Origin of the sequence: Flavobacterium cerinum (assembly GCF_004028155.1) — a bacterium.
GTDB classification, from domain to species: Bacteria; Bacteroidota; Bacteroidia; order Flavobacteriales; family Flavobacteriaceae; genus Flavobacterium; species Flavobacterium cerinum.
Map to the genome: position 1 here is coordinate 21,942 of NZ_SBII01000014.1, position 25,990 is coordinate 47,931.

The following is a 25,990-nucleotide window of genomic DNA, read 5'->3' on the forward strand; positions in this document are numbered from 1 at the left end:
GATGAAAAGATTGTATAGAGAATTAATTAGGGGAATAGTACTTGGCACGATCATCTTTCTCGTGGTATGGATCATTGCACTGGCTAATGGATTGTCTTTACAATTGAACGATGACCTGCTAATTAATTTTTTATGTGTAATACTCTATACGCTCATTCTGTATGCAGTCAATTCTTTCGTTTTCCACAAGATGGATATCGTTTTTGGTAAAGGACATATTACGTTCAAAAAATTTATAGCAAGTGTTTTCTTTTCTTTTACCAGTACTCTTTTTTGTATTTTTTTATTAAGGATAGCGGAAGAGATAGTAATAAAGGGCAAAACAATCACAGAATTTATTGCTGCCGAAACACTTGGTAATTATTATGTGTCAATAATTATTACCCTGGTAATTACACTTTTAGTAAACGCATTTTATGTCTACAAAAGATATCAGGAAAATAAGATAAAAGAACAAAAAATAATTGCAGGAACGGCTTCGGCAAAGTTCGAAACACTTAAAAACCAAATAGATCCTCACTTCCTGTTCAATAGCCTTAACGTGTTAAGTTCACTTATAGAAGAAAACCCTGATAATGCCCAGCGTTTTACTACCTCGCTATCTAAAATATACAGATACGTTTTAGAACAAAAGGATAAAGAACTGGTAAGTGTAGACGAAGAACTGGCTTTTGCAAAAACGTACATGAATCTGCTTAAGATGCGATTCGAGAACAGTATTTTCTATGAATTGCCTCAAACGGGTTCAAGTCCGGATGCTAAGGTAGTACCACTTTCATTGCAGCTGCTGTTGGAAAATACGGTAAAACATAATATAGCGAGCCCTAAGAAGCCGCTTCGCATACGAATATTTGAAGAAAAAGGTTACCTCGTAGTACAAAATGATTTTCAAAAGAAAGAAGTACTGCAGGACAGACGGGGTGTAGGGCTGCAAAATATTATTAGCCGCTATGCTATTATTACTGCCCGAAAGGTGCAGATAGAACAAACAGACCAGTATTTTACGGTAAAATTGCCGGTATTAACGAAACAAATTACTATCATGGAAACAAGTCACGACGAATCAAATACTATATATTTCAGAGCAAAGAAAAAGGTAGAAGAAATAAAAGCATTTTATGGCAATTTAGCCTCATATATAGTGGTAATAACCGGGCTCGCAATATTGAATATTATTACCTATCCTGAACATTTATGGTTTATATATCCTGCTGCGGGTTGGGGCATAGGTGTAGTGATGCATGCTTTCAAAGCATTCGATTATATGCCCTTTTTAAATAATGATTGGGAGGAGCGTAAAGTAAAAGAACTTATGGAAAAAGACAAGTCTAACCGTTGGAAATAATATCATGGAAGAGTCTGAAAAAATTGCTTACGATAAGGCAAAGCGAAAAGTAAAAGAAATTAAAGGGTTTTATATAAACCTTACCTGTTATCTCATTGTACTACCCATTATTATCTATGTAAATCTTACGTACACGCCCGAATTTCAGTGGTTTTGGTTCTCTATGCTGGGCTGGGGTATAGGGGTAATCTCTCATGGAATGGGTGCCTTTGGATATTATCCGTTTTTAGGAAGAGATTGGGAAGAAAGAAAGCTAAAAGAGCTTATGGATAAGATGAACAAGATAGAAGAGCAGCGAACAAAATTTGAATAATACTGTTATGGACAATTCATTTAAAAATCAACACTTAGAGGATAAGTATAGAAAAAAAGTAAAAGCAATGGCAGGCTTTTATAAGCATCTGGCAGTTTATTTATTGGTAAATATATCCCTCTTGATAATGGAATTGGTTAGTATGAAATCCGATGACGTTTTTTTTGAATGGGCTACTTTTACAACAATGATCAGCTGGGGTGTAGGATTAGGTGTGCACTGGGTAAGTGTATTTAAACCAACTATCATTATTGCTAAAGATTGGGAAGAAGAAAAAATTAAAGAATACATGGAACGCGAAAAGAATAAAAAGAACCAATGGGAGTAGCGTGAACCAAAATGATACCTTACTAACAACCATTAACTTTGAACCAATCCTAATGAACGTAATAATAATTGAAGACGAAAAACCGGCAGCAAGATTGCTACAGCGCAAGTTGCAAAAACTGGGAGTAGAAGCTGGTGTCATGCTGCATTCTGTAGAAGAATCAATTGAATGGTTTCAAAACAATCCGCATCCGGAGCTGATATTTTTAGACATACAGCTCTCAGACGGTCTTTCATTCGAAATATTCGATACCATAGCCATAGATAGTGCCGTTATTTTCACTACAGCTTATGATGAATATGCCCTTCGTGCCTTCAAATTAAACAGTATAGACTACCTGCTCAAACCTATAGATGAAGACGATCTTGAATTGGCGATTAAAAAGTTTAGGGAACGCCTGCCAAAACTCCCAAGCCATTCACTGGATTTCGATCAGATAAAACGAATGCTGGCCAATCCGTTAGAGAAAAGCTACAAGAAGCGTTTTACGGTAAAAATGGGACAGCACCTCAAAATGATCAACATTGAGGATGCAGAATGCTTTTACAGCGAAAATAAAGGCACCTATATCCATACTACAGATGGACGCAATTATCTTTTAGAATGTACTTTGGAACAACTGGAAACAGAACTCGACCCTGCTCAGTTTTTCCGCGTAAGCAGGAAGTTTATTGTATGTATAAATGCAATAAAAGATATAGTAGTATATACCAATTCCCGCTTAAAAGTTATACTGCCTACCTATAAAGAAGATGAGGTAATCGTGAGCCGTGAACGTGTAAACGATTTTAGAGAATGGCTTAACTGATCTTTTTGAAGTTAGATAAAAATCTATGAATCAGATTTTTGTAATTTATTTGTTGTTAACTTTAGGGCAGCCAATCAATTACAATTATGAAAACAATTACCCATTACACCAAAACCCAAAATATCTTCAGGATACTATTGGGCTGTCTTTTAGTTTTTACAGGTATTGGACACCTTACTTTTTTACGTATTGATTTTCTCGCGCAGGTACCCAGCTGGGCGCCGCTCCATGACGATCTGGTAGTCCTCTTATCCGGTGTGGTAGAAATAGTGCTTGGACTTTCACTGATCTTCCTTAAAAGCTACCGCATTACTATTGGATGGATTGCTGCACTATTTTTTATTGCCATATTTCCTGGTAACTATGCTCAGTATGCCAATCATGTTGATGCTTTTGGTCTTAATACCGACCAGCTCAGGCTAACACGATTGTTTTTACATCCATTGCTTGTCCTGTGGCCGCTATGGAGCTGTGGTGTTTTTAATAAAAGACTAAAAGAATAAATTATAGACATAAAAAGAGCTGTTTGATAAACTTTTGCAACATCAGCATCTGCTAATTGCGTGTTTATGAAACAGCTCCGGAAGGTGTGGTTTTACAACCTGAAGGAAAATAGATTATTGGAATAAAGACATAATTTCTTTTTTCGCCTTACCTAATTTCTGTTCAAGTTTTCCCCACATTTCATCTTCTTTGCCTTCCTGATACGTAACGTCATCGTCTGTCAGTTCAGCATATTTTTGTTTTAGTTTTCCTTTAAATTCGTCCCAGTTTCCTTTTAGTTCAGTTGAATTTGGCATAACATTTATTGTTTTAAGTTTTTATTTCTTTTATAAAGTTACTGCCATAAAAGGTATAAAGCCAGTGGTTTAATACAAGTTTAACCGCTTACTAATATTATGTGAACGGATTATTTTTTATTTCAAAATAACCTCAAAAGCTTTATTAACCAAGGCATCAGTGTTGTTTTGAACATCTTTAATAGTGGGTTTTACAACAATATCCGGTACTATGCCTATTCTTTGGGTTTCGCTCTTATCAGTATAAAAAATACCTAAACCGGAAAATACCATAGTGCCTCCGTCAATCAGCGGGATTGGTGTTTTATTACCATCTGCACCTGCCGTCTGGCTTCCTATAAGCGTTACCCCCGGAATAGTCTTAAACATCATAGCCCACAATTCTTCGGCACTTTGAGTATATTCATTGATCAATACCACAACTTTACCATTGTAGGCATCAGGATTATTCTTTCCTGCATATTTATACTTTTCAATGATAATAAAGTCCTCAAAGCAAAACCTGCCCGGTCTACTAAAATCTGCTTTAGTCTTTATGCCAAACCATTTCGGTTCCTTTAGCAGGTAATGAAATGTTTTAAAAAGGCCGCCGTCATCATTATATCCCCTAAGATCAAAACAATCCCTTTGGTGTTTTTCATGGCTTTCATAAGGCTGTCGGTCTCAGCCGGATTAAGCATCGAAAAATCAATGTAACCAATGTTCTTATCTGTTATAGCAGAATAGATCGTTTTTTGTGTTTTTTCATCATAACGCACTAAAGGATTATCAGGTATACCTTCCTTGTACCAAACATTGATCTTGTCAGTACGCTTTATAGTTCGGTTAAATGGAACATTCTCTTTATCGTAACCCTTAATGGTAAAAGTATCCTCATTGTTACTTTTGAAGAGATAATTATAGGCATCCCTGTTTTTTACAGCATTGTTTGATGCCGGGATGTATTTCGATTTTTCAGCAATAATATCTTTAATAGGAATATTGTCTAGTGTTTCAATAACATCACCCGGTTTAACACCATAGTAAGGAGGCTCGATCATCTTTGTAACTACAGCTTTGTCTTCGGTGATCTGAATGGTAAAGGGCGCGCCATAGGTTCCAAATACTTCAGTATAAAGGCTGGGTGTAATTTCTCCATGTGTATCTTCAATCGTAGACGAGAAAGCCATTAGCGTTTTGCTGTGTGTAAGCCTGTCTGATGCATTCCTGAACTGCGGAATGAAATCTGCAAGTACTTTATCCCAGCTTTTGGAAATGGCATATTTATACGGGAAGAAATATTCTATTACATTCCATGCCCTGAAAAGATTTAGAATACGATAGCGTTCCTCTCCGTTTTTGTCTTTATAGGTCTTTTCATTATGCCCGGAATAGGTTATGGTCTCTATATCGTCAACATTATGAGAGTAATAAGTACCCGGATTGGGGTTTTGTGCTAATGCGTTAAGGTATTTCTTTTGTTTGTCGGTAAGGTTTTTATCGGTCTTTATCCAGTTTAACGAGACGTTGCGGTTATCAGCATCATCACATTTAGATGTATTTACAGCAGTATTCTTTACAGGCTTACGATCGATATACGTTAGCCATTCCTTTATATGATCTGACGCTTTACCGGCTCTGTTTAATGAAGTAAGCAAAAGAGAATCGGCATCAATTTTTCCATTAGAGACTTCAGGATGATAGTATTTTATTAGTCCCCATACTTTACAGAGGGTGTATAAATCTTCATCGGATTGTTTTACATTTTGCTGTGCGGTAGTGGCTGCTGTTACAAAAAAGGCGATTACAATCCAGATGTTTTTCATACTTCTAAAGTTATGGTTTTTCTTTTGCTTTCTAATATCATGTAAAACTGTACCCCAAAAAGCAAAGAGGCTACTACTAAGTGGGTACTTTGCATGCCAAATGGGAAATCAAAATAATACATTACAACACCCGATATTATCTCTATAACCATCAGCCACATTATCCAGGTTGTTTTGGCAAAGCCAAGGTTTAGTTTTTTGTTACGGAGGTACAGCCACAGGTTAATACCAAAAACTACAAAAGAGAAGGTTCTGTGAAAGTAAAAACTAACCAGCGGATTGTCCAGTACTAGGTGCATATTCTCGTACCCCAGCATTTTTACACGCTCGTCTACAAATTGGCGTACCTGTGTACCCAATACTACCTGTATAAGGGTTAATAGTATCGATACTATTAATAAACTTTTAAACAGTTTATCATATTTAAAAGCTGCAGTTTTTGCTTTGGCAAGCGATAGTATATATAGGATAAGAGCAACAATAACCAGTGCCATTACCATGTGTATAGTGATCTTAACAGGATTAAGCACCGAATAGACTACCGTTGCACCCAGCCAGCCCTGGAAGCCCATTAAAAAGACAGCTAACCACGACAGAAAAATAACTTTTGTTTTTTCACGCCAAAATGAAAATGATGCAATAGCCATAATAAATACGGCAACACCTGCAAGTGCACCTACAAGCCGATTTGCATATTCTACCCAGGTATGCATGGGGTTAAACGTTGCATAGTCGTGTTTGGTGTATAGCTCCCAATTTCCTGCATCATAGGTGTCGGTAGTGGTAAAGGTTTCTTTAGCTACCCAAAGTTTTTCATCTTTAATAATTACCTGACCTGATTTGAATTCATGGTTGGGCGACCACATCAGTTCCGAAATATCAGTTGGCGGAATGTAATACCCAAAACATCTCGGCCAGTCCGGGCAGCCCATTCCTGAGCCCGTCATACGTACTAATGCTCCGGCTACAATAACCAGATAAACAAGTACAAGTGCGATTTTCGTAATGCGGGTAAAATATTTTTTCATGATGCTTGTATTTTCCTGCAAGGTCTTAAAGTCCTTGTAGGTATGAAATGATAAAAGTCATAAGATGCTTAAAACCTATACAGGTTCCAACTGTGTTATTTTGTAACAACTAATCCCAGCTTTTTTGCTCTTTCCATCATATAAGCATAAGCCGAATCATAGTCGTTGTGTATTTCGCCTTCCAATATGGCTTCTTTAATAGCTTCTTTAAGAATACCAATCTCTTTAGACGGTTTTAAATTAAAGATCTCCATGATCTCCTCACCACTAATAGGCGGCTGGAAATTGCGCACATGGTCTCTTTCTTCAACTTCTACGATCTTTTGGCGTACGATCTTAAAGTTGTTATGGTACTTCTTGAATTTCTGAGCATTTTTTGTTGTAATGTCAGCTTCACAAAGTGTCATCAGGTCTTCTACATCTTCACCTGCATCAAAGATAAGTCTGCGCACTGCCGAGTCGGTCACGATATCCTGTGCCAAAACAATAGGGCGGGAGCTTAGCATAACCATTTTAGAAACAAATTTCATTTTATGGTTAAGCGGCATATGTAGTCGTTCAAACAGTTTTTTTACCATTTTTCCACCTACAAATTCATGTCCGTGGAATGTCCACCCTGCTTTTTTGTGAAATTTCTTTGTTGGTGCTTTACCGATGTCGTGTAATAGGGCAGACCATCGCAGCCATACATCATCAGTATTTAGTGCTATATTGTCTACCACTTCAAGGGTATGGTAAAAATTGTCTTTATGAGTTTGTCCTTCTACTTCTTCAACGCCTTTTAGAGCTGTAAGTTCAGGCAGTATAATATCCAGCAAACCGGTTTGGTATAAAAGCAAAAAACCTACAGATGGTACAGCAGATGATAGTATCTTGTTCAATTCATCAACTATACGCTCACCCGAAATAATACTGATACGCTCTTTATTGCGCTCAATAGCCTTTAGAGATTCCTCTTCAATAGTAAAATTAAGCTGGGATGCAAAACGGATGGCACGCATCATTCGCAACGGATCGTCAGAATAGGTGATATCAGGATTAAGAGGTGTACGGATGATCTTGTTGTTAAGATCTTCCACACCGTTAAAAGGATCTACCAGTGCGCCATAATCGGCTTCATCTAATGAAAGCGCTAAGGCATTTATAGTAAAGTCGCGTCGGTTCTGGTCGTCTTCCAGTGTTCCCGTTTCTACAATAGGGTTACGGCTGTCGTGCTGGTACGATTCTTTTCGCGCACCAACAAATTCGATATCAATCTCGTCAAAGCGAAGCATTGCAGTACCATAGGTTTTAAATACCTGTACTTTTGGTTTTTTAGGCAAAAGAGAAGACACTTTTTGTGCCAGATCAATACCACTGCCTACGGCAACAATATCAATATCCTTTTTAAAATCCCTTTTTAAAAGAAAATCCCTTACAAAACCGCCTATAACATAACTCTTAACGTTAAGTTCTACAGCAGCCTGCGAGGTGATTTTAAATATCTTATTATCTAATGCTTCTTTGTATGAAGTTTTGTTTTCCATTAAGGTCGTATCACTTTTACCTGTAAATCATTACCTAATTTTATAATGGTAGATGGTTTTGCGGCAACTTTATTGTGCTGCAAATTTACAATATAGTCTACGCCGTCCAAAATATGACGGGAGATTTCTTTAAAAGAATTAGGTGTAGGCATACCGCTCACGTTTGCCGATGTAGAAACCAATGGTTTTTTCATGCGTTCCATCAGCTTAAAACAAAAAGGTTCTTTTACCATACGTATACCTAGGGTTTTATCCGGAGCGATAAGGTTTGATGCTACATTACGCGGATTGTCCAGTATAAGTGTTGTAGGCTTTTCGCTAAGGTCCATAATCTGCCATGCTACTTCCGGGATATCTTTAAATACGCTGTACATCATCTTTTCGGCATTCATAAGCACGATCATGCTCTTGGTTTCTTCACGGCGTTTAAGCGCATAAATTTTGCTTACGGCCTCAGCATTGGTAGCATCACAGCCAATTCCCCAAACGGTATCGGTTGGATAAAGAATGATACCTCCATTTTTTATTACCTCAAAGGCATTGTGTACTTCTGCATTAATATCTTCTGTGCTCATGTTATAGGGTATACGCGTTGATGGTATCAACAATTAATCTTATTTCTTCTTGTGTCATTACCGGGCTAATTGGCAGGCTTAATACCTCACGATGGATCTGTTCTGTAATAGGGAACGATAAATGGTTTAGTTCCGGGTAAGCCTGCTGCTGGTGCGGCGGTATAGGGTAGTGGATCAGGGTTTGTATTCCCTTTTCATCCAGGTATTGTTTTAGTTTATCTCTTTGAGAGGTCCTGATCACAAACAGGTGCCAAACGTGCACATTATCAATGGGCAGTTGTGGCAGTATAATGGTACTGTTCTTAATGTTCTCAATAAAAAACAGTGCTATCTCTTTTCGAATCTGGTTTTCAGTATCAAGGTATTTTAGCTTTACATTCAGTACGGCAGCCTGTATTTCGTCCAGTCTTGAGTTAAGGCCCTGATACATGTTTACATACTTCTGTTCCGATCCATAATTAGCTACGGCTCTTATGGTCTTTGCTAAAGCATCATCATTAGTAGTAATCGCTCCGGCATCGCCTATGGCTCCAAGGTTTTTACCGGGATAAAAACTAAACCCGGCAGCATCGCCAAGATTTCCTGTTTTTATATCATTCCATTCAGCACCAATAGCCTGAGCATTGTCTTCAATAATTTTCAGGTTATGTTTTTCGGCCAGTATTTTTAAATCATTGCTAAATACTGCCTGTCCATACAAATGTACTATCATTATTGCTTTTGTTCTCTCAGACAATTTTGCTTCAATTTTAGCAATATCGATATTATAAGTATTTATATCCGGCTCTATCAGTACAGGTACAAGATTATTATCTGTAATGGCAAGTATTGTAGCAATATAAGTGTTAGCAGGTACAATAACTTCATCACCATGCTCCATAATACCCATTTCTATATAGGCTTTTAAGATCAGTCGCAGCGCATCCAGTCCGTTGGCCACACCTATGGCATGTTCAACACCAATGTAAGCCGCCAGGTTTTCTTCAAAAAGCTTCACTTCTTCACCAAAAAGGTACCAGCCGCTTCTAAATGTTTTTAGCAGCTGCGCTTCAATTTCCTGTTGGTACAGGAGGTTTACTTTTTGGAGGTCAAGAAATTTTATCATATTACAAACAGCACTTCGCCAGTTATAAGTTGTTTATTCGGTAAAATTAAGCATATCAGCCGATATATCTTTATGGTATCGCTTAGGATAATGATTTTAAGAACTTATAATAGTTCTGTTTCATTGTTTTAAGATCGTGATTTTCGGTAACGGTTGTATAAGCATTTTGAACAATACGTTCTTTAAAAGCATCGTCTTTTAGTATTCGGATAACGTTATCAGATAATGCTTCTGTATCTTTTACAGCTGTCATAAGTCCTGTTTTTTCATGAATAAGCACTTCTCTTATTCCTCCGGCATCAGTAGATACTACAGGTATTTTTGCAGCAAATGCCTCATAGATAGTAAGTGGAAGTCCCTCGGTAATAGAGGTCATTAAAAAGACATCAAATTCCGGAAGCAAATCGGCAGCATTGCTTCTAAAGCCCATCAGGAAAACATCATTCTGTAAACCAAGTTGTTTAATGTAAGCAGTAAGGTCGTCCATAAGTACTCCATTACCGGCTACAACAAATTTTACAGGGAAAAGACCGTTGCTTTTATCCAGTATTTTTTTTGCAGTATCCACAAAAGTGAAAATATCTTTTTGGTTGGTAAGCCCTGCTATATTGCCTACTATTTTGGTATCGGTACTTAAATTGTACTCTTCGTGTATAAGGTTAAGGCTCTTTTTAGAAGCATACTTTTGTACGTCGATGGCATCATAAATGGTCACCAGTTTACTTTTGTCGCTAATAATGTTTCCAAAAATAGCTTCTACAGCTTTTGATACCGATACTATTTTTACGATCCTTGGGTGTGAATATTTGTAACGGTTTAAGAACTTGTCTTTAATACGGTTGTTGCGTTTCCTGCTTAGTACCAATTTTATAGATGACGGTAAAAACTTCAGCGCCATCAGTGCATAGGTAAGTGCGGTAGAATCGTGTATATGCAGTATATCGATTTTTTCCTTACGGCATATCTTTATAATGGCACTCACAGTATTCAAAACCTTGAGCTTATTTTTCTTGTACGTATAGTATTGAGCATGGTCCCTCTCGCACATTTTAGCAAGGTCAGATGTTTCAGGGCAAAGTATAAACTGTTTTACATCTTCATACTCTCTAAGAAGGTTATATACGGTATACATCTGCATATCACCGCCTCTAATACCTACCATTGTAGTTACATTAAGTACATTCATCCTTGCTGTTACGATTTTAGTTTATAGATACCCAGAGCTTTTTTAAGCATTTTATTAAAAAGTACCCACTTAACATAGAGTTCGTTCTTAAAACTTGTCCATGCCCATTTGCTGTGGGGCAGTATTTCACTGTTTATGGTGGCTGCCATAGCGTCAGATACTATAAATTCATTACTGATGCTGTTCCACGGTACGTTACCATAACCGTCAAATTCATTCACTTTGTTTTTCTCATGGATTATAGACATCCATAATCTTTTATCGGTAATTTGTGTTACGCGGGTCTCTTTTTTCCAGTGGTTATGGTCGTTGGCCCACACGGTTTTCGGATTCTCGTTTTTCTCAATAAGACTGATAAAAGGGTTAAAAATGTGCTCTTTTTTACCCACCATTATCAGTGGTTTTATTTGGAGCGAGTATCCTTTTATAATATCTATAGCCATGTAATCCTGGCTGGCAAACTGTTTTTGTACTTCGTCTATAAAGTTTTTACTAATACAGTCGTCATTATCAATACGCGAGGTAATTAGATAGGGTTTGTTTGTGGCTTCAATAATGATCAGCTTGTTTATTTCAGGATAAAAAGCAGGCATGCCATCAATATAAAACAACTTTACATTAGGCTGCTGGCCAATTATTGCCTCAATTTTTCGCTTGTATGCATCGGGAGTTGTAGTGTCAAAATAGATCAGCCAGGTAAAATTCTGGTTGGTTTGCGCTGCTACCGATGGAAAGCAGAAATTTTCAAAAAGCCACAGCCTGTGTTCCAGCCACTCATCTGTTAACAGGGTTTCGTTATTTTTAGTAACATCCCATTTTGGGTTTTTAAGATTAAAACGGGTAATAAGATAGTGGTTAAACATGATGGCGCTTGCGGTTAGTGGAGGTAAAAATAAACCAATTATTTGAAGTAAGAAATTCAAAATGGTTACTTTTGTACAAAATTGCAATTGCTGAATGAATAAAGTCATCCATCCTGAATTCCTGCACCAATCTGAAGAGATAAACCGTATAATCGAAAATTTCGATACACAGGGTAGATTGTTTGTTGACGGAAAAAGAAACAAGATAAAACTGTTTGGACTGGGGACCATTACAGTAAATGTAAAATCGTTTAAGATTCCCAATATTGTAAACAAACTGGTTTACCGTTTTTTCAGAAAATCTAAAGCACGCCGCTCGTATGAGTTTGCAAACCTGCTTCTGGAAAAAGGTATTGGTACACCACAGCCTATAGCTTATTTTGAGCACCGTACCCTGCTGTCGCTACAGGATAGTTACTACATGAGCGAACAGCTGGTAACAGAACTTACCTTCAGGCAGCTGATAGAAATACCTGATTATCCTGAACACGAAATCATTTTAAGGCAGTTTACGCGTTTTACCTATGAGCTTCATGAAAAAGGAATAGAATTCCTTGACCATACTCCCGGAAATACCCTGATCAAGAAGGTAGGTGAGGGGCAGTATGCCTTCTTCTTGGTAGATCTTAACAGGATGAACTTCCACCGCAAGATGTCCTTTGAAGAAAGGGTAGTCAATATGGCAAAACTAACACCCGAAATACATTTGGTTGAGGTAATGAGTGATGAATATGCTAAACTGTATGGTAAGACTTATAATGAGGTTTTATCTCTTATGATAAAGCACACCCAGTATTTTAGCAACAGGTTTCACCGCAAACGTGCCCTTAAAAGAAAACTGGGCCTCCGAAAAAATTAAATATCTTTATTTTCAATAAGGTTCTTCTGTGCTAAGGCGCTTAAGTACTTAGAAACTCAAAAAAGAAATGAAAGCATCAGTTATAATGAGTACCTATAATGCAGAAGAATGGCTTGAAAAAGTGATTTGGGGCTTTAGTGTGCAGACTGAAAGAGAATTTGAAATTATTATTGCTGATGATGGTTCACGTCCTAAAACGAAAGAACTGTTAGACAGGATGCGTGAAGAGATAAGCATACCACTGGTACATGTGTGGCAGGAGGATAATGGCTTTCAGAAATCACAGATATTAAATAAAGCCATAATGGCTGCACAGTCTGACTATCTTATTTTTACAGATGGCGACTGCATACCAAGAAAAGACTTTGTTGCTACACATATAAAATTCAGGGAACCTGGATATTTTCTTTCAGGAGGATATTTCAAACTGCCTATGAATATTTCTCAGGCCATATCTAAAGACGATATTTTTAACCAGCGCTGTTTTGATGTAAAATGGCTTATGGATATGGGTTTACCATCTAAAAATAAGCTTAAGTTATCTGCAAGTGGATTTCTGGCTAAATTCCTTAATTTTATTACACCCACAAAAGCAACCTGGAATGGACATAATGCATCGGGCTGGAAAAGCGACCTCGTTTATATAAACGGCTTTAATCAGGAAATGCAGTATGGCGGACAGGACAGGGAACTTGGCGAAAGGCTTTTCAATAAAGGACTTAAGTCAAAACAAATACGCTACAGCGCTATCTGCGTGCATTTGGATCATGCCCGTGGTTATGTAAACGAAGAAACGTGGAAGAAAAACTACGCCATTCGTGAAAATACCCGGAAAAATAAAGTGATTAAAACTCCTGTAGGTATCGACTCTAATTAATTTCAAGATATTCTTCCAAAACCGGAATTACAAGATCGGGAGTAAACTCAGCATAAAGTTCTAAAGCTTTAGGCTTCATTTCTTTTGGTGACAGATTCCCGTAAATTTCAGGCTTAAAGTCTTTTAAGTGTACGGAAATTGTTGTTGTTCCGTCTTCAAAAGAGTTCCATGCTTCCTTTTTTATCCAGGTAGAGAATATGGTAAAAGTAGATATGTCTAATGCTTTAGCCATATTAACAGCACCGCCTTCATTACCAATAAGCGCATTACAATGGTAAAGTACAGAGATAAACTCCCTGATGCTTCCCGGAGCAATATCCATTCTTATTTTAGATTTAGTAGCATCGTTACATAAGTTGTAAATTGTCTCCGCTTCCTCTTTTTGAGCAGGAATATAATTAAATATTAAAACCGCATCACTTTTTTGAGCAATGGTATCCAGTAATGTTGCCATGTAAGGAGCAGGGTAGGACTTAATTTTTGTACTTCCCAGAACACTTATCATGTAAACTTTATCGGCAGGATTAATACCGCTATCCAATAAGATTTTAGCGCCATTATCAATTTCCTGCTGCGTAATATAAATTTTAGGTTTATTCTCTAAAGGAATCTCAGGCTTTAATGCCTTAAGTAACTGTAAACGGTTATCCAGAGCAAGACCGGCATTGGTTAAAGGTGTTTTAAGGTCTTTAACCGTATCAGTATATACAAAGCTGGTATAAGGTTTGTAAAAACCTATTTTCTTGTCTGCCATAGAGAAGCCTACAATAATATTGCTCCCTAATATGCCATACGCATCAATTACAATATCATATTTTTTGTTACGTATAGAAAATACAAATTTTAAAAACTGCCACTTACTGTCCCTGTACTTCTGTTCAAAAAGAATCACATTATCAATGTAAGGATTATTCTCAACGACGGGAGTTGTAAACGGGTAAATAAGGTAATCAACCTGAGCATCTTTGTACATCTTCTTAAGATTGGTACAAATAATACTGCTCGCCAAAACATCGCCCAGCATTTTTTGCTGGATCACAAGTATCTTCGGATTTGGCTTATAGTTGGTCATTTCTCTAAGATATACGTATCTCATGTATACATGGTATCCTAATATACGTGCAATTTCCAGTCCTCGGCTCCCGTTAAGGAAGCCAAGTCCCAGAAAATAATATTTAAAGAAACGAAAAGCGGGTCTTACCGTAAGGTGGTATAAGTTAGTCTTAACCCCTTTTTGGTAGAGTTCTTTTGCTTTTAGTTTAGAATATTGAAGTCTTTTAGTTAAGAATTCGTCTTTACTTTTAAAAGAAAAGTGATGGATAGATTCTTTTAAATAACCGGTTTTCCCATCAATAACCAGTGTTTCGTGTACAAGTTTTTCAGAATATCGTGCTTTAGACTTCCTGAAAAGCCTGATTGCCATGTCTTTATTGAAACTGTTGTTAACCATAGGCTTACCTTTATAATAAAAGATACGCTTAAACCAAAAAGCAACATCTGCAGGGTTGCTGTTTACGGTACTAACAATTTCATCGATACCTTTTTGGGTTACCCTTTCATCGGCATCAAAAAATATAACCCAGTCGTTTGTGGCCAGGTCAATGGTATAGTTTCGCTGCGAAGAGAAATCATCAAATGCACGCTGGTAAAATTTTACATGCGGATATTCTTCCTTAATAATTCTGGGAGTGTCATCAGTACTAAAAGAGTCAACCACAACGATCTCATCGGCAAAAGCCATGTTGTCAAGATATAATCTTATGTTGTGCTCCTCGTTAAAAACAATTCCAAGTGCTGATATTTTCGTCTTCTGTTCGCTCATTGTAAGTTTATTAAACCGCTACATCATACTCACGTAACGCATTGTTAAGCGAGGTTTTCAAATCGGTTGAAGGTTTGCGTTTTCCGATGATCAGTGCACAAGGCACCTGAAATTCACCTGCTGCAAATTTTTTGGTATAACTACCCGGTATAACTACGCTTCTTGCAGGTACAATACCTTTCATTTCTACAGGAACATCACCTGTAACATCTATAATTTTTGTAGATGCAGTAAGGCATACGTTTGCACCAAGTACCGCTTCGGTCTCTACACGAACACCTTCTACTACAATGCAGCGTGAGCCAATAAAAGCACCATCTTCAATAATAACCGGAGCAGCTTGTAAAGGCTCTAAAACACCACCAATACCAACACCGCCGCTAAGGTGAACGTTTTTGCCTATTTGTGCGCAGCTGCCCACAGTAGCCCATGTATCTACCATTGTACCTTCGTCTACATAAGCACCAATGTTTACATAACTTGGCATTAATATAACACCCGATGAGATGTAAGCACCGTGGCGTGCCACAGCATTAGGAACAACACGAATGCCTTTTTCGGCATAATTGCGTTTCAATGGAATTTTATCGTGGTATTCAAATATTCCGGCTTCAAGGGTTTCCATTTTCTGGATAGGGAAGTACATAACAACTGCTTTTTTTACCCACTCGTTTACCTGCCATCCGCCATCTTTAGGCTCGGCAACACGCAGTTTCCCTGCATCTAGAAGGTCAATAACTTCGCGAATAGCTGTTGTAGTAGCTTCTTCCTGTAACAGCGCTCTGTCGTTCCAGGCCTGTTCTATAATGGATTGTAAATTATTCATGGCATTTAAGTAGTTTCGGCAAATATAAGATGAATTTTGAGTAGCATAAAGTAATAATTACATTATATAACAATGTTGTTTTAAATCGTATGATTTATCTTTACTACAAAGAATTTTGTATTATGAAAGACAACTTCTCTGCACTCGCTGGCGGGTATTCCAAATACCGTCCGTATTATCCTCCCGAAATGATCGAATACATTGTTTCGTTTGTAAAAGAAAAGCATGAAGCGCTCGATGTTGCTACAGGTAACGGTCAGGTGGCAATTGAATTGTCGAAACATTTCAAGAAAGTATATGCTACAGATATCAGCCAAAAGCAATTGGATAATGCCACTCAGGCAGATAATATTGTATATAAGGTAGAAAGCGCTGAACATACTGCTTTCGCTGATGGTCAGTTCGATTTGATAACCGTTGCTCAGGCGATACACTGGTTTGATTTTGAGGCTTTTTATAAAGAAGTATACCGGATATTAAAACCCGATGGTGTTTTTGCTGTTTTGGGGTACGGACTCTTTTCTACCAATCCCGAAACCGACAAACTGCTGAGGTATTTTTATTATGAAACTATAGGTCCGTTTTGGGATCCCGAAAGAAAGTATATCGATAATAACTACACCACGATTCCTTTTCCGTTTGATGAAATTGAAGTAAAGCAGTTTATGAACGAATTCATCTGGACGTTCGATCAATTGATAGGTTATCTTGAAACCTGGTCGGCAGTACAGCATTATACCAATAAGGTAGGGAAGAATCCTGTAAATGATATTAAGGATGCACTTAAAATATCATGGGAGAAAAGTGATAAAAAAGTTACATTTCCATTACTTTTGAGGATTGGAAAAATAGTTTAAAGTTTCACGTTTCAGGTTACTGAACGTTATGCTTAGAAATTGTTATTTGTATCCACTGTTAACAATTTTTGCCAGCGAACTTGAAACTTTAAACCTGAAACAAAAAAACATGAGAATACTCGCAATAGATTACGGACAAAAACGTACCGGTATAGCTGTAACCGACGAGATGCAGATGATAGGATCTGGACTAACAACCGTAGCATCCGAAACGGCATTGACTTTTCTTGCTAATTATTTTGCCAAAGAAAAGGTTGAAAAAGTACTTATTGGCGACCCAAAACAAATGAACGGACTCCCATCACAAAGTGCTCCTTTGATCGAAGCTTTTATCGAAAAATTCGTAGTTCAGTTTCCAGATATGCCTTTAGAAAAAGTAGACGAACGCTTTACGAGCAAGATGGCATTTCAAACGATGATAGATAGCGGACTCAAAAAAAAGCAGCGTCAGGATAAAGCATTAATTGATGAGATTTCTGCAACAATTTTACTTCAGGATTATTTATCCCGAAAAAAATAAAGATATTTCTTTTGGTATTAATAAAAATTAAGAAATTCCTTTAAACCTGCCGTTTTAAGACAAATTTTAGAGAGATTCAAAGTAAATTTGCATATTCAAATTTACACAATGTCTACAACCATAAAACAGGAGCCAGATGTGGTTCTTATAGGCGCAGGGATCATGAGCGCAACGCTTGGCATGTTTCTTAAAGAATTAATGCCCGAAGTGAAAATTGATATCTACGAAAGGCTTAATGGAGCTGCCGCAGAAAGTTCTGATGCATGGAACAATGCCGGTACAGGTCACTCTGCCTTTTGTGAACTGAACTACACCCCGGAAATGGATAACGGTGCTATCGATACCTCAAAAGCGGTAAAGATTGCCGAATCATTTGAGCTTTCTAAACAGTTTTGGGCTTATTTGATTGAAAAGAACCTTATTAAAAACCCAAAAGAGTTTGTAAGCAGTATTCCGCACATGAGTTTTGTGTGGGGTCAGGATAATGTAGAGTACTTAAAGAAGAGGTTTGAAGCCCTTACTAAGTTCGCTATCTTTAAGGGAATGGAATATTCTGAAGACCGTGCTACTATAGCCTCATGGATGCCTCTTGTAATGGAAGGCCGTAATGAGAACGATGCTGTTGCGGCTACAAATATGCGTATCGGTACCGATGTGAACTTTGGCGAACTTACAAGAGATATGTTTGCATGGCTGGGTTCTCAGCCGGGTGTAAACATGTATTTTGAGCATGATGTAACAAGCATGAGAAGATCGGCTAAAAGCAGCAAATGGAAACTAAAGATAAAAGACATGGTGTCGGGCGATAAAAAACGCGTGTATGCTAAGTTTGTATTTATTGGCGCTGGCGGCGGATCATTACACCTGCTTGAAAAAGCCGACATTCCGGAAGGAAAAGGTTTTGGCGGATTCCCGGTAAGCGGACAATGGCTTAAATGCATCAACGAAGATGTTATACAGCAGCACAATGCTAAGGTATACGGTAAAGCATCTGTAGGCGCACCGCCAATGTCGGTACCGCACATAGACAGCCGTATGATCAATGGTAAGAAAGAATTACTTTTTGGTCCTTATGCAGGTTTTAGTACTAAATTTTTAAAGCAGGGTTCTTATTTTGACCTGCCTACTTCTATACGTGCTAACAATATCGGTCCAATGCTGGCTGCAGGTTATCACAACATGTCATTAACCAAATACCTTATTCAGCAGGTAACACAGTCGCAGGACGACAGAATGGAAGCCCTTAGGGAATACCTTCCGGATGCTAAGAAAGAAGACTGGGTACTGGAAATGGCAGGACAGCGTGTACAGGTTATTAAAAAGGACGAGAAAGAAGGCGGTAAGCTGGAATTTGGCACCGAAGTAATAAACAGTGCCGACGGTTCCTTAGCAGTGCTTTTAGGAGCTTCTCCGGGTGCTTCAACAGCCGTTTCTATTATGCTTGACTTAGTTGGGCGTTGTTTCCCTGATAAGATCAATACAAGCGAATGGCAGGATAAACTAAAAGAAATGATCCCGTCTTACGGGCAGTCGCTTAATGCGAACCCTGAACTGCTTGCCAAAATACGTGAGCATTCAGACAGGATGCTTGGTTTAGAACATTCACAGAAATAAATAATTTTTGTTACAATATATAATCCCCTCTTGAAGCTATTTCAGGAGGGGATTTTTTTTTGCGGTAAAACCGTAAGTATGTTGGGTCGAAAATTAGTAATATTGTGTTAGTCTGTGTTTTAAACAATTTGTTTAAGATCAATTCGCTTATCATGATCGAAAAATGGATAATAATGCTGGTGCTGTTTTGTTTTGCGACAGGTTATGCGCAAAATGATAAAGATGTTTATCTTCTTTTTAAGGAAGGTGCCAGATCTATATGTCGGCATAGTATGTTTAAGGATGGTCGCGAAAAAACTGAAATTGACTTTATTTGTAAAAAAAGGAATAGTGAAGGAAAGGTATGGTTTATAATGTGCCTCAGAAACTTTGAAGCGATAGATAATGGCGAAACAATAACAGTTGAAGAGTTCCAAAAGCTAAAGATTGGTACAATCGATGATTTAATGCGTAAAGCAGAGTCTGATTGGCAGGTTACACATAAGGGAAATATCTTTAAGGATATTTATATTATTGAAGAAAACGAAGGTAAATACAATAAATTCAAAGTGAAATGGATTGGTGTTTATGAGGATGAGTAATTATCGGATAAGGATTTCAACTTAATATTTTTTTGCATTGGACTGTAGATAAATTACTAATTTTATTAATATTGTACTAACAATACTACGTTATTATGGATAAGCTTATAAATAATTTTAGTTCAGGTCTGTTCTTATGGCAGCTATTTATGATCGTTCTGGCTGTTTTACTAATTGTTTTCTTAGTTAGACTGGGCAGGAAAATGCAAAGACATTATACTCAAAAGAAATAGCTTGTGAAGAGATTACTATTTTTCATGTTCTTATTACTATCTATTCCGGCTTTCAGCCAACCGGAAAAAGATGCTTTGCTTGCAAAAGATTCTGAATCAGTTCTTGAAAGATTAAAATTTATGCATTACCTCGATGAAGTAGGGATGGAATATTGGAAGATGGAGAATAATGAAATTCGTGAAACAAGTGATGAAACATTTCCGTATTATTTTTCAAGTAAGATCATTAAAAACAATCCTGCTTCTTCAATTGATATAAAAGAATACCTCGGGTTTAATTTCAAAGAATTTGTACCTATAACATGGAAGGATTTTCTCTACGCTGCTTATAATAAAAATATGCTGTCATTAATTGAGTTAACCGATAAATATGGGTATCTCTCTGCTGATAGGCTGAAAAAATACACAGCAGATGATAAAATAATGGATGGCAACGTCATATTTGCGGTACGTACTAATAAATATGACAAGCAGCTTAAAAAGATGCTTAAGCATGAGTGTAAACTGGGAAATATTTCTTTAAAGGAATATGAGAGTTTTAATTTTTTTTTACAAAGGAAAAATGCTTTGACAAAACAGGATATAGCAGAGCTGGAGAAGAATACTGGGAAGAAAGCTATCTTTGTTCATAAACAGTAGTTTATTTCGTTAACTCTAGCTGTCTTACTGCTTTTACAATTTTTTCTGATAAACTATTAAGCCATACCAGTTGTTCAATAACCAAGTGGGCTTCTTCCATTTTTAATCGAAACTCTTCCTCTTCGGTTACATGTACTTCACGAAGCTCACGTGCCCTGATGTTTTTTAATTCGGTAAAACGCATAGCAAGCTCTTCATTATTGGCAAGATGTGCCTCTTCTGCCTGAACATCCATGGTAAGCAATGCTATAGCGTGATCCAGGTTTTTAATTACGGTATTCACTACAACATTAAATGCCTCAGATGCTGTTGAGGTTTTATGCGACTGTGTATATGTGCCTAACGATGCCAGCGACGATAGTAGCGTGTGGTTAAGTACGGCAAGTTTATAAACCTGCTGCTGCTGTTTTTGTTTCGATTTTGGTTCCTGCACCATTCGCTGGTAAGACGACATCAGGTTGCCTATTTCTACAAACGCATTTTTTCTGGCAAGTCGGTAGGATGTAGTTACAGTGCCTTTTTTATTATAATACAGTGATATCTCTGTTAGGTAGTTTCTATTCGCTTCGATAGATTTTTTAATGAATACGGGAAGGTTCATGAATTCCCATGACGGCCATAGGAAATAATTAGCTATAAATGCAATAAGCGCACCCACAGCGGTATCTACTATTCTGTATTGAATAACATCATTAATATTTGGATTCAGCATACCATACACGAATACCACATATATGGTAACAAAAGTAGCTCCTATGCGGTAGTTAATTGCTGTAAATGTATAGCCCAAGATCATACACACAATGGCTAGTGTGCCTATAATAACGGGATGGTGTACAAAGCTCAAAACCGCAAAGGCAATAATGCCGCCGGTTATTGTACCAATAATCCTTTGGTAGGAGCGCTGTTTGGTTAATCCGTAACCCGGACGCATAATAACCACAATGGTAAGCAGTATCCAGTATACATTTTGGAGTGGAAAGATCAGCCCGATAACAAATCCCAAAGCGATAGACATCGTAAGACGAAGGGAATGCCTGAAAATCGTAGAGGAGAAACTAAGGTTTTCCTTTAAAATATGTACAGGATAATATTCCGGAGTAAGAAACTTTTCAAGGTCTTTATCTCTTTCTTTAATGTCTTTAAATTCTATGCTTGTAGTAAAAGCACGTTCTATAATATTGATCTTCTCAATTTGCTTTTCGGCATAGTGCAGCATATTCGACAGCATCCATACGCCTTCAGAGGCTGCTTCTTTACCCAGCTCATTTTCATATTCGGTTATGGCTTTTTCTAATGCTTCAACATCTTTTAAAAGCTGATGTTTTTTTACATATTTCTTTCGGTTCTCAATACTGTTCGAAATTTTCTTTAAAGCCGAGGCAAGGTTGTAAGCTAAGTTCTGGTAGGTAGTAAGAACCTTTGGGTGGGCACTAAACTTTTCATGCAGTTTGCTGTGATCAAAAGAAGCCGAAAGTGCCAATTCTAAGATCTCCATTAACGAAATGAATACCAATAGCATTTTACGGCTTCGGTTGGAGTTTTCGGCATGGGTACGGCTGCGTAATAGTACTTCTCTAATATTTTCGTGTGTAAGGTTTATTTCAACCTGCAGGTGAAGCTGTTTTTCTACAATACCTGCCCTGTCGGCATCAATATCCCAAAGGTCGCCGCGCAGTTTCATGTACTTAGCGGTAAGCTTCATGCATTCAGCCACCTGAAGCTCTGTATACCGGTGCGGACTCAGGTAGTTAAACGCTAACGATATCAGGGTATACATAAGTCCGCCCGATAATATATAGCTCGTGTAAATAAGAATATCCCAACCGGTATGCAGGTGTCCTGTGGCAAGCGCAATGGCTAAAAGTCCCGAGAACGAAACCATAGTGGCCCGCTGTCCGTAAACAGAGATCATAGAAAGGAAAAAGACCACTATAATAGTAGCCGGATAAAAGATCCACGGATAAGGGTGCAGTAGGTTCACCGCCATTATGCATCCCGCAACAATGAATGATGCGGTTACGAGTCCTTTAGTGCGGTGTACTAAATTACTAGGAATATCGGCAGGGTAGGTAAGAAGTGCACCCAGGGATATCGCAAAACCTATTTCGAACATTTCAAAATGAGAGAGGATAAGTACGGGTAGAGCGGCGGCTATGGTAACCATAACGGCCTTGGTAAAATTAGTATTGTCGGTGAAATTTCTTATCCTTTGCAGCATAAACGGAGACTTAGCTGTAAAGGTAGTAAATGCTAAAATCATTCTTTAGCTGGCTGAGTGAATTCTCACAAAATTTTAGCATTTGGCTTTGCCGTGGCAAATCATTTTTATTTACTATTTTTGCACCCTGAAAACGACAGTTTTACTGTATGTTGCCAAATTTTTAAAGCAATACGATTATGATATTACCAATTATAGGATATGGCGATCCTGTGTTAAGGAAAAAAGGAGAGGTTATCGCTAAAGATCATCCAAATTTGAAAGAGATTGTTGCCAACATGTATGATACTATGTATAATGCTTATGGTGTGGGGCTTGCTGCTCCACAGGTAGGTCTTTCATTACGCCTTTTTACTATAGATACTTCACCTTTTAGCGATGATGAAGACCTTTCTAAAGAAGAACAGGAGCTGTTAGCCAACTTTAAAAAGACATTTATTAATCCTGTAATGCTTAAAGAAGAAGGAGAAGAATGGGGTTTTAATGAAGGCTGTCTTAGTATTCCTGAAGTTCGTGAAGATGTATACCGTCATGAAAAGATCACGATCGAGTATTATGATGAAGATTTTAACAAACATACCGATGTATACGATGGTCTTATCGCCAGAGTTATCCAACATGAGTACGATCATATTGAGGGTGTGCTGTTTACCGATAAAATATCGTCATTAAAAAAACGTTTAATACAAAAGAAGCTGCAAAATATCATGGAGGGTAAAACAAGACCCGACTATAAAATGAAATTTATCGCCAAAAAAGGTAGATAATTTTTGTTTTTTAGCCCAAAGATTAGATATTTGCCTTCCTTTAAAAAATAGTAGAACAATGAGCATCGAGAAAATATTATCAATATCCGGAAAACCGGGACTATATGAATTAAAGCTGCAAACACGTACAGGTTTCGTAGCAGAATCTCTAATCGACGGTAAAAAAGTAACTGTTGGATTAAGGAGTAACGTTAGCCTTTTATCTGAAATATCTGTTTATACTTATGATGGCGAAGTGCGTCTTTCAGAAGTATTCCGTGCTATTGCAGAAAAAGAAGACAATGGACCATCGCTTTCTCATAAAGAGGATAACGCTAAACTGGAGTCATACTTTAGAGAAGTACTACCTGATTTTGATGAAGACAGGGTTTATCCATCAGATATGAAAAAGATCCTTAACTGGTACAGTATGCTTCAGGCAAAAGGATTGGTTTCTAAAGAGAAACCGGTTGCTGCTGAGGCTCCTGTTGCTGAAGAGGTTAAGACTGAAGAATAATAAAGTACGCCAATAATATTATCCTGCCTTTTGTTTTCAAACGGCAGGATTTTTTATTTTTACACAAAAAACAATGAATACACGACAACAACAGCTCGATGCCTTTGGCAGGTTATTGGATATAATGGATGATCTAAGGGAAAAATGCCCGTGGGATAAAAAGCAAACGCTTCAAACCCTGCGCCATCTTACCATTGAAGAAACCTATGAATTAGGTGATGCTATCTTGGATAACGACCTTCAGGAAGTTAAAAAAGAGTTGGGCGATATATTGCTGCACATTGTTTTTTATGCTAAAATAGGCAGTGAAACCGGAGATTTTGATATTGCAGATGTCGCAAATAACATCTGTGAAAAGCTTATTCACCGTCATCCGCATATTTATGGTGATGTTGTGGTTCAGGATGAAGAAGAAGTAAAACAAAACTGGGAAAAGCTAAAGCTTAAAGAAGGTAAAACGTCGGTGCTTGAAGGAGTGCCTAAGAGTTTACCTGCCCTTGTTAAAGCCAGCAGGATACAGGATAAGGCAAAAGGAGTAGGCTTCGATTGGGAAGAGCCGCATCAGGTTTGGGATAAAGTTCAGGAAGAAATTGAGGAATTTCAGGAAGAAGTGAAAATTGGCGATCAGGATAAAATGGAGTCAGAGTTTGGCGATGTATTATTCTCCATGATCAATTATGCACGTTTCCTTAATATCAACCCCGAAGATGCATTGGAGCGCACCAATAAAAAATTCATTAAACGGTTCATGTATCTTGAAAGCAAAGCTGGGGAGTTGGGTAAGCCATTAGCCGATATGACCTTGGCTGAAATGGATATTTTCTGGAATGAAGCAAAAAAACTATAGAACACCTTTACTACTATGAACAAATTCATGGCTCTGTTATTGTTTACGGGCATTTGTACTGCACAAAAAATTAGTGTTACCGAACAGCAATTACGAATAAATCCGGGAACTGTCGAAGAACTTTTTTACAGTTTTGCTGCACGAGATAAAATACTGCTTACTATAGAAGAGATAAGTGATAATACCATTGGTGAAGTCACTGTACTGGAATATCCGGATACCTATAAGTATAAAGGGTATGATGTGAAAAAAGAAAAGAACAGGGAATTTATAGCTAATAATAGATCGGTTTATAAGTTCAGGTTCAATAATACTTCAAAAGATGTTAGGGTATGTAATGTTAAAATTCAGCGTGTACCGACTTCTAAACAGACAGAAAATTTCAATACAGCTGTAAAATGGATCACAAAACAGGATACTACATGGAATTCGCTTACTAAAGATGTTGTTGTGGGCTATGACACATTAAGTGTGCAAAAAACCCGAAAGGCAGTAGTATTCGAGAAAAAATATGAAGAGGTAGTGATCGACAAAAGCCAGAGGGTAGATTCTAAAGCAACCCTTGGACAGAATAAAGCTAGTGTTGTCTTCATGCTGCCAATGAATTATGTAGCTAAAGATGAAACCAAAAAAGTTATAGCATGGGCTTACTGGGTAGGAGTAGGAGAAGAAAGTAATGAGTTCTGGAAACAAAACCGCAAGATCATTGTTGGGGCTGTGCAAGGCGCCACAACCCTATTTACATCGCCATTAGGCGGTATAGCTGCTGGTGCAATTACAAATCTTGTATTACCTACAAATGGTGAAGATGTAGAATATGCTCTTGTAAATGAGCAAAACAATAAGCTTTTCTTTCAGGATAAGACCTGCAAAATGCTGGACACAGGTAAAGGAGTTGCAGCCTATAAACGTTTTATAGATGCTAATATGCTTCAGGGGAAATTTTATATGGCGCTAACAAATGATAATTTTGTACAGCCAATAGATGTTAATGTAAAGATATCTGCGATCATAGAGCATATTAAATATAAAGATGAGAAATATATGGATAAGGTAATTACTCCGAGATATGAAAAAAAGATCGTAAAAGAACCTAAAATTATTTCAAGAATTATTCCTGTTCCGTTCGATCAAAAAATGCAATAGTAT

General features: G+C 37.5%; 28 protein-coding genes. 16 read left to right on the forward strand and 12 right to left on the reverse strand.

Annotated elements, in window-relative coordinates:
- The first annotated feature begins 1 nt into the window (after position 1).
- The 5 genes from EPI11_RS16645 to EPI11_RS16665 all read left to right on the forward strand — a co-directional run bounded on the left by EPI11_RS16645 (position 2) and on the right by EPI11_RS16665 (position 3,297).
- Positions 2-1,345 carry a 2TM domain-containing protein gene (locus tag EPI11_RS16645; protein ID WP_128391121.1) on the forward strand — a complete coding sequence of 448 codons (1,344 nt, stop codon included), beginning with the start codon at positions 2-4 and terminating at the stop codon, positions 1,343-1,345.
- Between the two features lie 4 nt (positions 1,346-1,349).
- The gene (locus EPI11_RS16650; protein ID WP_128391122.1) at positions 1,350-1,658 is read left to right on the forward strand and encodes a 2TM domain-containing protein; all 309 of its coding nucleotides are present in this window, start codon (positions 1,350-1,352) and stop codon (positions 1,656-1,658) included.
- Positions 1,659-1,665: 7 nt separating this feature from the next.
- Positions 1,666-1,986: a 2TM domain-containing protein gene (locus tag EPI11_RS16655; RefSeq protein WP_128391123.1), complete on the forward strand. Its 321-nt coding sequence runs from the start codon at positions 1,666-1,668 to the stop codon at positions 1,984-1,986.
- A gap of 52 nt (positions 1,987-2,038) precedes the next feature.
- Positions 2,039-2,794: a LytR/AlgR family response regulator transcription factor gene (locus tag EPI11_RS16660; RefSeq protein ID WP_128391124.1), complete on the forward strand. Its 756-nt coding sequence runs from the start codon at positions 2,039-2,041 to the stop codon at positions 2,792-2,794.
- An 86-nt stretch (positions 2,795-2,880) separates the two neighbouring features.
- A complete protein-coding gene (locus EPI11_RS16665; protein WP_128391125.1) occupies positions 2,881-3,297 on the forward strand; it encodes a hypothetical protein in 417 nt (138 codons plus the stop codon).
- 114 nt (positions 3,298-3,411) lie between these two features.
- Here the strand turns inward: EPI11_RS16665 and EPI11_RS16670 are convergent, their stop codons facing one another.
- The 9 genes from EPI11_RS16670 to EPI11_RS16710 all read right to left on the reverse strand — a co-directional run bounded on the left by EPI11_RS16670 (position 3,412) and on the right by EPI11_RS16710 (position 11,682).
- Positions 3,412-3,594 carry a CsbD family protein gene (locus EPI11_RS16670; protein WP_128391126.1) on the reverse strand — a complete coding sequence of 61 codons (183 nt, stop codon included), beginning with the start codon at positions 3,592-3,594 and terminating at the stop codon, positions 3,412-3,414.
- A gap of 117 nt (positions 3,595-3,711) precedes the next feature.
- Positions 3,712-4,158 (reverse strand): S41 family peptidase, encoded by a 447-nt coding sequence (locus EPI11_RS16675; RefSeq protein WP_128391127.1) that lies wholly within the window; start codon positions 4,156-4,158, stop codon positions 3,712-3,714.
- The gene (locus EPI11_RS16680) at positions 4,152-5,399 is read right to left on the reverse strand and encodes a hypothetical protein (RefSeq protein WP_128391128.1); all 1,248 of its coding nucleotides are present in this window, start codon (positions 5,397-5,399) and stop codon (positions 4,152-4,154) included. The genes EPI11_RS16675 and EPI11_RS16680 overlap by 7 nt, the downstream gene beginning before the upstream one ends.
- Positions 5,396-6,427, reverse strand: a complete 1,032-nt coding sequence (locus EPI11_RS16685; protein ID WP_128391129.1) for a COX15/CtaA family protein — start codon at positions 6,425-6,427, stop codon at positions 5,396-5,398. The genes EPI11_RS16680 and EPI11_RS16685 overlap by 4 nt, the downstream gene beginning before the upstream one ends.
- Positions 6,428-6,522: 95 nt before the next feature.
- Entirely contained in the window at positions 6,523-7,953 is a 1,431-nt protein-coding gene (locus EPI11_RS16690; protein ID WP_128391130.1) for a CCA tRNA nucleotidyltransferase, read from the reverse strand.
- A complete protein-coding gene (locus tag EPI11_RS16695) occupies positions 7,953-8,528 on the reverse strand; it encodes an L-threonylcarbamoyladenylate synthase (RefSeq protein WP_128391131.1) in 576 nt (191 codons plus the stop codon). The genes EPI11_RS16690 and EPI11_RS16695 overlap by 1 nt, the downstream gene beginning before the upstream one ends.
- A 1-nt stretch (position 8,529) precedes the next feature.
- Positions 8,530-9,633 carry a DegT/DnrJ/EryC1/StrS family aminotransferase gene (locus tag EPI11_RS16700; protein WP_128391132.1) on the reverse strand — a complete coding sequence of 368 codons (1,104 nt, stop codon included), beginning with the start codon at positions 9,631-9,633 and terminating at the stop codon, positions 8,530-8,532.
- An 82-nt stretch (positions 9,634-9,715) separates the two neighbouring features.
- On the reverse strand, positions 9,716-10,819 hold the full coding sequence (locus tag EPI11_RS16705; protein ID WP_128391133.1) for a glycosyltransferase family 4 protein: 1,104 nt from the start codon (positions 10,817-10,819) through the stop codon (positions 9,716-9,718).
- A gap of 8 nt (positions 10,820-10,827) precedes the next feature.
- Positions 10,828-11,682 carry a glycosyltransferase gene (locus EPI11_RS16710; RefSeq protein WP_206619135.1) on the reverse strand — a complete coding sequence of 285 codons (855 nt, stop codon included), beginning with the start codon at positions 11,680-11,682 and terminating at the stop codon, positions 10,828-10,830.
- A gap of 94 nt (positions 11,683-11,776) precedes the next feature.
- Between EPI11_RS16710 and EPI11_RS16715 the strand changes: the two genes are divergently transcribed.
- Both EPI11_RS16715 and EPI11_RS16720 read left to right on the forward strand, forming a co-directional pair.
- Complete coding sequence (locus EPI11_RS16715) at positions 11,777-12,541, forward strand: Kdo domain containing protein (RefSeq protein ID WP_128391135.1); 765 nt, start codon at positions 11,777-11,779, stop codon at positions 12,539-12,541.
- Positions 12,542-12,608: 67 nt separating this feature from the next.
- Complete coding sequence (locus EPI11_RS16720) at positions 12,609-13,418, forward strand: glycosyltransferase family 2 protein (RefSeq protein ID WP_128391136.1); 810 nt, start codon at positions 12,609-12,611, stop codon at positions 13,416-13,418.
- Here EPI11_RS16720 and EPI11_RS16725 read toward each other — a convergent pair.
- Together EPI11_RS16725 and EPI11_RS16730 are read right to left on the reverse strand one after the other, a co-directional pair.
- The gene (locus tag EPI11_RS16725) at positions 13,411-15,240 is read right to left on the reverse strand and encodes a glycosyltransferase (RefSeq protein WP_128391137.1); all 1,830 of its coding nucleotides are present in this window, start codon (positions 15,238-15,240) and stop codon (positions 13,411-13,413) included. The genes EPI11_RS16720 and EPI11_RS16725 overlap by 8 nt on opposite strands.
- A 10-nt stretch (positions 15,241-15,250) precedes the next feature.
- Positions 15,251-16,066, reverse strand: a complete 816-nt coding sequence (locus tag EPI11_RS16730; protein WP_128391138.1) for a 2,3,4,5-tetrahydropyridine-2,6-dicarboxylate N-succinyltransferase — start codon at positions 16,064-16,066, stop codon at positions 15,251-15,253.
- A 122-nt stretch (positions 16,067-16,188) separates the two neighbouring features.
- Between EPI11_RS16730 and EPI11_RS16735 the strand changes: the two genes are divergently transcribed.
- The 5 genes from EPI11_RS16735 (at position 16,189) to EPI11_RS16755 (ending at position 20,510) form a co-directional block, all read left to right on the forward strand.
- Positions 16,189-16,923, forward strand: coding sequence for a class I SAM-dependent methyltransferase (locus tag EPI11_RS16735; protein WP_128391139.1), 735 nt, complete (start codon positions 16,189-16,191; stop codon positions 16,921-16,923).
- Between the two features lie 109 nt (positions 16,924-17,032).
- On the forward strand, positions 17,033-17,443 hold the full coding sequence (ruvX, locus tag EPI11_RS16740) for a Holliday junction resolvase RuvX (RefSeq protein WP_128391140.1): 411 nt from the start codon (positions 17,033-17,035) through the stop codon (positions 17,441-17,443).
- 87 nt (positions 17,444-17,530) lie between these two features.
- Positions 17,531-19,057 (forward strand): malate:quinone oxidoreductase, encoded by a 1,527-nt coding sequence (locus EPI11_RS16745; protein ID WP_394343653.1) that lies wholly within the window; start codon positions 17,531-17,533, stop codon positions 19,055-19,057.
- 152 nt (positions 19,058-19,209) lie between these two features.
- Positions 19,210-19,638, forward strand: a complete 429-nt coding sequence (locus EPI11_RS16750) for a hypothetical protein (RefSeq protein ID WP_128391142.1) — start codon at positions 19,210-19,212, stop codon at positions 19,636-19,638.
- A gap of 236 nt (positions 19,639-19,874) precedes the next feature.
- On the forward strand, positions 19,875-20,510 hold the full coding sequence (locus EPI11_RS16755; protein WP_128391143.1) for a hypothetical protein: 636 nt from the start codon (positions 19,875-19,877) through the stop codon (positions 20,508-20,510).
- A gap of 1 nt (position 20,511) precedes the next feature.
- Here the strand turns inward: EPI11_RS16755 and EPI11_RS16760 are convergent, their stop codons facing one another.
- Positions 20,512-22,773, reverse strand: a complete 2,262-nt coding sequence (locus EPI11_RS16760) for an FUSC family protein (protein WP_317125648.1) — start codon at positions 22,771-22,773, stop codon at positions 20,512-20,514.
- A gap of 137 nt (positions 22,774-22,910) precedes the next feature.
- Here EPI11_RS16760 and def point away from each other — a divergent pair, with 137 nt between their 5' ends.
- From def to EPI11_RS16780, 4 genes are all read left to right on the forward strand, one after another.
- Positions 22,911-23,498: a peptide deformylase gene (gene def, locus EPI11_RS16765; RefSeq protein ID WP_128391144.1), complete on the forward strand. Its 588-nt coding sequence runs from the start codon at positions 22,911-22,913 to the stop codon at positions 23,496-23,498.
- Positions 23,499-23,556: 58 nt separating this feature from the next.
- Entirely contained in the window at positions 23,557-23,994 is a 438-nt protein-coding gene (locus tag EPI11_RS16770) for a DUF5606 family protein (RefSeq protein WP_128391145.1), read from the forward strand.
- A 73-nt stretch (positions 23,995-24,067) separates the two neighbouring features.
- Positions 24,068-24,841, forward strand: a complete 774-nt coding sequence (gene mazG / locus EPI11_RS16775) for a nucleoside triphosphate pyrophosphohydrolase (RefSeq protein WP_128391146.1) — start codon at positions 24,068-24,070, stop codon at positions 24,839-24,841.
- Between the two features lie 15 nt (positions 24,842-24,856).
- Positions 24,857-25,987, forward strand: a complete 1,131-nt coding sequence (locus EPI11_RS16780; RefSeq protein ID WP_128391147.1) for a hypothetical protein — start codon at positions 24,857-24,859, stop codon at positions 25,985-25,987.
- Positions 25,988-25,990: the final 3 nt, after the last annotated feature.